Source organism: Petrachloros mirabilis (genome assembly GCF_975968855.1).
Genome location: NZ_CDLUDY010000182.1, coordinates 1 through 2,058 on the forward strand (window position 1 = coordinate 1; position 2,058 = coordinate 2,058).

The window sequence follows — 2,058 nt, forward strand, 5'->3', positions numbered from 1 at the left end:
GATCGATCTGAACGGCTCCACGCCCCTTCCGTTCGATCAACCGGGCGTTGGCGACGTCGATTCCGCGCGGATAGAACGGCTCGTCCGGCGTCGACAGCACCGGTTCTTCCTTCGGATTCCAGGTCCGGCCGTTGATCGTCACTGACTCCGGGCACCGACGGTCATAATTAAGCCATTCCGCCTTATCCGGACTGATTCGGACTCCGTTGCCTCCGTCGATGTGGCCGCCGATGGATATCTCGACGGAGTCCGGTTTGCCTATGCCGGTTTGAAGAGAACGCGCCGACTGTTCACAGACGACGTCCGCGAATTCGATCAGGACTTCGTAAACATCGGCTCCACCTCGCCGACCATCATTGAATGTAACGACCAGCCCTCTGGCGTCGTACCCGAGGTCGACTTGGCCGCGTCCGCGGAGCTTCTTGAGCATCGCACCGGCCAGATCAATGTCTCCGCGAAGCAGTGGCAAGGTTCGACCAGCCTGCCATTCCGGCAACGCTTTCGGGTTCCATGCCCGCCCGTTGATTTCCACCTTCTGCGGGGATCCAGATGCGAGATTGACCCAACCGGCCCAGCGATGCGAAATATGCAGCTCGTCCTTACCTTCAATTTGGGCGACTATTTGCAAGCTTGTCGGTGCGCCACTCTCTGCAGGCTCTGCTCCACTGGGACACGGGTAAACCACAAGCAATGCCACAATCGCGAGCAGACCGAGCGAGGGCCCGCTGTCATGATTACCAGGTCGCGAGATATTCATTGCACTCTACCGTCATCGAAAAACACCATATTCCTTTCATCAGCGGCTAATGCTTCACCTAACGCGCAGGTGAAAGCCGCGCTTCGGCGCGGCTTTCACTTGTTGCGTTCAGGTGGTTGTTCGGAGGTCTTGCCTCCATCCTTCTTATCTTCATTCCAGTTGTGAAACGAGATGTTGATTCTTCGCTTCACCTCCCAATCGTACACATACAGAATCATGTCCGCATGGACAAACCGGGACTCGAAATCCTTCGGATCGTTGTACTCAGCGACTGAAATGGAGTATCGCTTGGTCAGCTTGAATTCAACATATCCGGTTTGTCCCGACCAAGACCCCAGCGTTCGCTTGGCATCGGGGTAGTACTTCTTCACGATCGCCTCGACTTTGGTCTCGGCCATGTCGGGCGTGATGCGGCCAAGGATCTGGTTGACGCCATCGGGCATCAATGGTGCATCTGCGGCACCGGCGACGAGGACTACGGATGCGATGGCAAGCGCTGCACAAATTGTCTTCATTTCTCTTCCGCCTCATCCTCGAGTCCAGGTACTTCACTGATCCAATCGACATATCCCGCATGGACCGAGCGTGAAGACGATCTAGGCGTGGATTGGTCGCCATGCCAACATTACGGCCCCCTCTCATGTCTGACGCGCAAGGAGTTGTTTGGTTTGTTCGGCTGCGCCGCAAACGCCCCCTCCAGCGCAGCCGCGATCTGCCGATCGGAGGCCTTTTCCTCCCGGTAATCGGGGCAGAAGTGCGCCGCCCCCTCATGCATTGCGAACCGCAGACACTCAACGGCCGCCGTTCGCTTGTCGACCACGATGACGGTTGAATCATCGGCCGCCGGTGGTGGCCTGCTTTCCGAGGGCCGTCGTTTTGTTTGCCTAAGAGCTTCCACGCTCTTGTCGGATACCCGATACGCCGGTCCATCCGCTGAAAAGACCGTCGCCCCTTCGCTGCCTCTGACGACTACCAAGCCGCGCAACCGTTGCTCGAAGGGGAACGCCGACTCCTCTTCCCATTCTCTCGTTCGGTCGTTGAAATCAATCGTAGACGTGCGCAGCACGTCGTTCTGAAGGATAGTTAACGTGATCATGCCATCGGAGCCCACGTGCATGTCCGCCAAGATGACCCCTGGCTCTTCCCGCAGTTGCGATCCAATCACCGCATCCGATAACGGATGCGCGGGCAAGGGTCTGTACTTGGCATCCGAGGGCTGGAAAGGGAACAAGTCGAGCTCTTCCCGTTCGGGGCTGTCATGGCGCCGCGGAATGGACTGGATGGGAATCTCCACGATATAC

The 2,058-nt window shown here is 57.7% G+C and carries 3 protein-coding genes; all 3 read right to left on the reverse strand.

What is annotated here, in order from left to right:
• Positions 1-757, reverse strand: a 757-nt coding sequence (locus ACWVCN_RS07410) for a hypothetical protein (protein ID WP_455244925.1), incomplete at its 3' end; no start/stop codon positions are given.
• A 95-nt stretch (positions 758-852) separates the two neighbouring features.
• Complete coding sequence (locus tag ACWVCN_RS07415) at positions 853-1,272, reverse strand: hypothetical protein (protein WP_455244926.1); 420 nt, start codon at positions 1,270-1,272, stop codon at positions 853-855.
• 110 nt (positions 1,273-1,382) lie between these two features.
• On the reverse strand, positions 1,383-2,058 hold a 676-nt coding region (locus ACWVCN_RS07420), incomplete at its 5' end, for a hypothetical protein (RefSeq protein WP_455244927.1).

Excerpts from the sequence above, each read along its gene's own strand:
- ACWVCN_RS07415 (WP_455244926.1), bottom strand. The coding sequence starts at position 1,272 with ATGAAGACAATTTGTGCAGCGCTTGCCATCGCATCCGTAGTCCTCGTC.